The sequence below is a fragment of the Parafrankia sp. Ea1.12 genome, assembly GCF_900465275.1.
Lineage (GTDB): Bacteria > Actinomycetota > Actinomycetes > Frankiales > Frankiaceae > Parafrankia > Parafrankia soli.
This window is the reverse complement of sequence record NZ_UBIZ01000362.1, coordinates 1-5438: the sequence shown is the minus strand read 5'-3', so window position 1 is coordinate 5438 and position 5438 is coordinate 1. Positions and strand designations below refer to the sequence as shown.

Sequence of the window (5438 nt, the reverse complement as noted above, 5' to 3'; positions counted from 1 at the left end):
CCCCCGCCCCCGCCCCGGCGTCGGCACGGAAGCGGGCGTCAGCTCCGCCGGCGGGGCCGACGGGCTGGGGACGCCCGTCTGGCGCCCGAACGGAACCGTACTGATCACCGGCGGTACCGGAGCCCTCGGCGCGCAGGTCGCCCGCCGCCTCGCCCGCAACGGGACGTCCCGACTCGTCCTGGCGAGCCGACGCGGCCCGGCCGCTCCCGGGGCCGCGGAACTGGTCGCCGAGCTCTCCGCACTGGGCACCGAGGCATCCGTCGTGGCGTGCGACCTAGCCGACCGCGAACAGGTCATCGCTCTGCTCGACGAGGCGGCCGGCGGCGGCGAACCGCTGACCGCAGTCGTCCACGCCGCCGGCGTCATCGGCCGGACCGCGCCGCTGCGCGAACTCACCCTCAGCGAGTTCGCGCAAGTGGTGACAGGCAAGGCCACCGGCGCGGCGCTACTCGACACGCTGACCCGTCCGGACGGCGCACGGCCCATCCCGCTGGAAGCCTTCGTGCTGATCTCGTCGATCTCGGCGACGTGGGGCAGCGGCGGCCAGCCGGCCTACTCCGCCGGCAACGCCTACCTGGACGCCCTCGCCTCGCACCGGGCCGGCCACGGTCTGCCCGCCACCTCCGTCGCGTTCGGCCCCTGGGCCGAGGCCGGTCTCGGTGCCGAGCCGGGCCTGCGCGACTACCTCCGCGAACGCGGTCTCGCGCCGCTGCCGGTGGAGCCGGCTGTTACCGTCCTCACCGAGGCGGTCGCCGGTGGCGAGGCGGCGACCACCGTCGTCGACGTCGACTGGGGACGCTTCCTGCCGCCGTTCACCGCGCTCCGTCCCGGCCGTTTCTTCGACGGCCTGCCCACCCGTGCCGAGCACGGTGCCGGACCGGCGCCGACCGCCGGCTCCGCTCCGGATGGGCCAGCGGACGGCAGGCGGATGGACCTCGCCGGCCTGACCGGCGAGGAACGTGTCAGCACGCTGGCCCGGCTGGTTCGCGAGGAGGCCGCGGTCATCCTGGAGCACGAGTCCCCCGACGACGTGGACCCGCGGCGCCGGTTCCTCGACCTCGGCTTCGACTCGCTGGCCTCCGTTCAACTCAGCCGCCGGCTCACCGCCGCCACCGGGCTGGCGCTGACACCGCCGGTCGTCTTCGAACACCCGACCGTGACCGAACTGGCCGAGTACCTCGCGACCCTCGTCGGTGCCGGGCGGCCGGCCGCGCCGACCACCCACGCCGCGCCGGCCGGGGTCCGCGACCTGTACCGGCAGGCCTGCTCGGACGGGAAGTTCGTCGAGGGCGTCGAAATCCTGCAGGCCGTCGCCAAGCTGCGGCCCGTCTTCCACGACGCGGCCGACTTCGGCCCGGTGCCGCCACCGGTCCGGCTCTCCGCCGGCCCGGCCCCCTGCACGCTCGTCTGCGTGCCCTCAATGGTCGCACCGTCCGGACCGCACAGCTTCGCCCGGCTCGCCCTCCACCTGCACGGCCAACGAGACGTCTACGGACTGTCCCTCCCCGGATTCGGGGAAGGTGAACAGCTGCCCGCCTCGTCCGACCTCGTCGTCGAGATACTGACGGACCTGGTCGCGGCCCATTTCATCGGCGTACCCATCGCCATCGCCGGATACTCGTCCGGCGGCTGGCTCGCGCACGCGGTCGCCGCCGGTCTGGAGGAACGCGGCATCCACCCAAAGGCGGTCCTGCTGCTCGACACCTGGCTCCCCGGCGACCGGATTCCCGCCGAGGAGATCCAGGAGGAACTGCGCGGGATCGCCGTCAACGACCAGGCGTTCGCACTCATGACCGAGGCGCAGGTCACCGCCCAGGGCGCCTACCTGACCCTGTTCGAGAAATGGAAGCCGAACCCGGTCGAGGCACCGATCGTGCTCGTCCGAGCCGAGGAGCGCATGCCCCAGCTCTCCCCCGGCGACCAGAGCACGATCGAGGAACACGGCTGGACGACAGACTGGGAGATCGACCATCTCACGCTGGACGTCAGCGGCAACCACCAGACGATGATGAACGAGCACGCCATCTCCACCGCGCGAAATCTCCACCACTGGCTCAGCAACCTCGACCAGTCGCCCTGACCGGTCAGGTATTCCAGGGCTCTCAGGCCTTTTCTCGGACCCTCGCGGACAGGCAACCAGCGAAGGGGCCGAAACACACGCAGCCCGTCACCCGAAAGGGGCCATGGCCTGCCCGGGGGCCGGCACCTGCCGTCCCCCGGGCCGTGGCCGCGCCGCGCGAGTCCCGCACCCGTCCATGAGCCGGACACCAGACCGGGGAGACCTCATGACCAGAAAGCCGCTCCGATGACCGAGTTGACCACCCGCACCCGCATCACCGTGGCCGAACAACCCAGGCCACCGCGCGACCCGCGGGAACGGCTAGCCCGCCTACTCGACCCGGGAACGCTCACCGTTATCCCGCACTCGCCGCCCTGCCGCGTCACGGTCGCCCACGGCCGGGTCGACGGCACCGACGTCATCGCCTACTGCACCGACGCCACCTCGATGGGCGGCGCGATCGGCGCCGCGGGCGCGCGGCGGATCGCCGACGCCATCGACCGGGCGGTCACCGAACGTATCCCGGTGATCGGGCTGTGGCACTCCGGCGGGGCGAGCCTGGGCGACGGTGTGGAAGCCCTGGACGGCATCGGCCAGATGTTCGCCGCCATGATCGCCGCGTCCGGACGGGTGCCCCAGGTGTCGGTCGTACTCGGCCCGGCGGCCGGCGGCGCGGCCTACGGACCGGCCCTCACCGACGTCATCGTCATGGCGCCCGAGGGCAAGGTGTTCGTCACCGGGCCCGACGTCGTCCGCCAGGTCACCGGCGAGCAGATCGACATGGACGGCCTCGGCGGAGCCGACGCGCACGGCCGGCGCTCCGGCGTCGTGCACGTCACCGCCCGGTCGGAAGCCGACGCATACCTGCGGGCGCGGCGGGTGACCACGCTGCTGGCGGCACCGGGGGCCTTCGACCTCGCCGCCACCCGCGACGGACTCGATCCCAGCTCCCTGCTGCCGGACAACCCGCGGCGCGCCTACGACATCCGCCCGGTAGTACGCGCCGTCCTCGACGGCCCGGACGGCGCGGTCGCTCCGGTCGGCCCGCCTGGTTCGGGCACCGGGACGAACCCGGACGGCGGGAACGGCGCGGCGCACCAGACCGGCCTCGCCGACGACGACTACGTGGAATTCCAGCCGCGCTGGGCACCGAACGTCGTCGTCGCGCTCGGCCGGCTCTCCGGGCGTTCGATCGGCGTCATCGCCAACAACCCGCTACGCAAGGGCGGCTGCCTGGACTCGCTCGCCGCAGAGAAGGCCGCGCGGTTCGTCCGGATGTGCGACTCCTTCGGGCTTCCCCTGGTAGTCCTCGTCGACGTCCCCGGTTACCTCCCGGGCGTCGGTCAGGAGTGGGAGGGCGTCGTGCGGCGCGGCGCGAAGCTCCTCTACGCGTTCGCCGAGGCCGTGGTGCCACGGGTGAGCGTCGTCCTGCGCAAGTCCTACGGCGGCGCCTACATCGCGATGAACTCCCGTTCGCTGGGCGCCACGACCGTCCTCGCCTGGCCCCAAGCGGAGGTCGCCGTCATGGGTGCCGAGGCCGCCGTGGGCATCCTGCACCGGCGCGCCCTAGCCGCGGCCGCCCCCGACGAGCTCGCCGCGCTGCGGACCACGCTCGTCAACGAGCACACCCATACCGCCGGCGGCCTGTCACGAGCGATCTCCCTCGGAGTGATCGACCGGATGATCGAACCGGCGGACACCCGCAGGGAGCTGACGCTCGCGCTGGCCGCAGCGCCCGGCGACCGCGGCACTCACGGCAACATCCCACTGTGAGCAGGCACCAGGGCGGCGGCAACGGGGGAAACGCCGGGTGAGAACGCCCGCGGGACGGGACAGGAGCGCGACCTCCGGCCCCACTGATGAGTGGGCGTTCAGTTACATCGCGCGGGCCGCCGTAAGGATCGTCCGTCGGTGACCGGCACCACACCCTGGGAACGATGACGGACGACGCCTTGCAGGAGCGCCTGCTCGAGATGCTCGACCACTACGAGACCCGCAGGACGCTGAGCGAGTACAACAACGGCTGCGACCGTGCCACCGACGAGGCCGGCGCGGAGACCTAACTTCTTCGCGTGTGGGTGCCCGAAACTCGTCCGTGAGCCCTGAGCAGGGGTTTTGGCTCACTCGACGATCCCACCCGGTGATCGATAGGCCTTCCGTCGAAGGCGATCGGACACCTGTACCTCTGCCTGTCGTCCAGCCGTGCTCTGCCTGTGGGGTGCCCGAACTCGGCCACCGGCGTTTACCTGGCCTTTTAGGCGGCTCGTTCGTATTCGTTGATCAAGCCGCCGAGGACAGGCCGACGTTTGATCCTTTCCTTGGTCAGGTCTGCGACGGGGTGGTCGGGCCGTGGTGGTTGAAGGTCACGGCCGCGGTGGGGTCGTCGTCCGTTGTAGTGGGCCGCGTACTCGACCAGGACGGTGCGCAGGTGCCGTTCACCGAAGATCAGCATGCGGTCGGTGACCTCGGTCTGGACGGTGCGGACGAACCGTTCCGCATAGGCGTTCGCGCGGGGAGTCCGGGGTGGGATCTTGATGGCTGTGATGTTGGCGTCTGCGAGGACTGCGTCGAAGGAAGCGGTGAATTGTCCGGCGCGGTCGCGGATCAGGACCTGAAAGTCGGCGGCCCGGTCGCCGAGGTCCATGAGGAGGTTGCGGATCTGTCGGGTGGTCCACGGTCCGTCGGGGTGGGCGGTGACCTCGACGATGTGGACGGTGCGGGAGCCGACTTCCAGGACGAAGAAGCAGTACAGGCGCTGCAGTGTCACGGCACAGCCCACGTGGAAGAAGTCGACGGCCAGCATGGTCGAGGTTTGGGTGCGTAGGAACTGCCGCCAGGTCGTGTCGGTCTGCCGCCTGGGCGCCGGTGGGAGACCCAGGGACGTCAGGACCCGGCGGATCGTGGCCGAGCTTGAGGAGCTCGCCTTGGATTCGCTGGTATCCCCACGTCGTGTTCTCGGTCGCGAGCCGCTCGATCAGTGCGGCGATCTCCGGGCTGATCGGTGGCCTGTGGGGCTCCAGAACCCCGATTCGGCCTGTGAGCTGGCCTTTTGCGGTTTGATCCGGTCTTCCCCGGTAGGTGTAGGCGGCGTTGCGATATTCGTTGATCATGCTGCCGAGGATGCGTGTGCGGCGGACGGTGGACTCCAAGGTCGGGGTGACCATGGGCGGCGGGTCGGGTGGGTGTTGGCCGAGGGAGCGGTGGGGTCGGTGGGTGTTGAAATGCTCGGCGTAGCTGGTGAGGACCGAGGTCAGGTGCCGTTCGGAGACGATTAGTAGTCTGTCGGTGCATTCGCGGCGGGCGGTGCCGGCCCAGCGTTCCGCGATCGCGTTCGCCTGTGGGGCTTGCGGTGGTGTGCGCACCACATCGATATCGGTTC

The 5438-nt window shown here is 71.0% G+C and carries 3 protein-coding genes and 2 pseudogenes; 3 read left to right on the top strand and 2 right to left on the bottom strand.

What is annotated here, in order from left to right; genetic code table 11:
* From FMEAI12_RS20145 to FMEAI12_RS39285, 3 genes are all read left to right on the top strand, one after another.
* Nucleotides 1-2080 (top strand): type I polyketide synthase (locus tag FMEAI12_RS20145; protein ID WP_146776737.1); only part of this gene is annotated, 2080 nt, incomplete at its 5' end.
* Between the two features lie 225 nt (nt 2081-2305).
* The gene (locus FMEAI12_RS20140) at nt 2306-3832 is read left to right on the top strand and encodes an acyl-CoA carboxylase subunit beta (RefSeq protein WP_112107345.1); all 1527 of its coding nucleotides are present in this window, start codon (nt 2306-2308) and stop codon (nt 3830-3832) included.
* Between the two features lie 164 nt (nt 3833-3996).
* A complete protein-coding gene (locus tag FMEAI12_RS39285; protein ID WP_255565715.1) occupies nt 3997-4122 on the top strand; it encodes a hypothetical protein in 126 nt (41 codons plus the stop codon).
* A gap of 191 nt (nt 4123-4313) precedes the next feature.
* On the opposite strand, the pseudogene FMEAI12_RS20135 reads toward FMEAI12_RS39285, so the two are convergent.
* Nucleotides 4314-5067: pseudogene (locus tag FMEAI12_RS20135) on the bottom strand (integrase core domain-containing protein); the annotation flags it as partial.
* Between the two features lie 180 nt (nt 5068-5247).
* Nucleotides 5248-5421: pseudogene (locus FMEAI12_RS38415) on the bottom strand (integrase core domain-containing protein); the annotation flags it as partial.
* Nucleotides 5422-5438 lie beyond the last annotated feature (17 nt).

What these genes read in the sequence shown, in the direction of transcription:
- FMEAI12_RS20140 (WP_112107345.1), top strand. Translation starts at nt 2,306, where the DNA reads ATGACCGAGTTGACCACCCGCACCCGCATCACCGTGGCCGAACAACCC.
- FMEAI12_RS39285 (WP_255565715.1), top strand. Translation starts at nt 3,997, where the DNA reads ATGACGGACGACGCCTTGCAGGAGCGCCTGCTCGAGATGCTCGACCAC.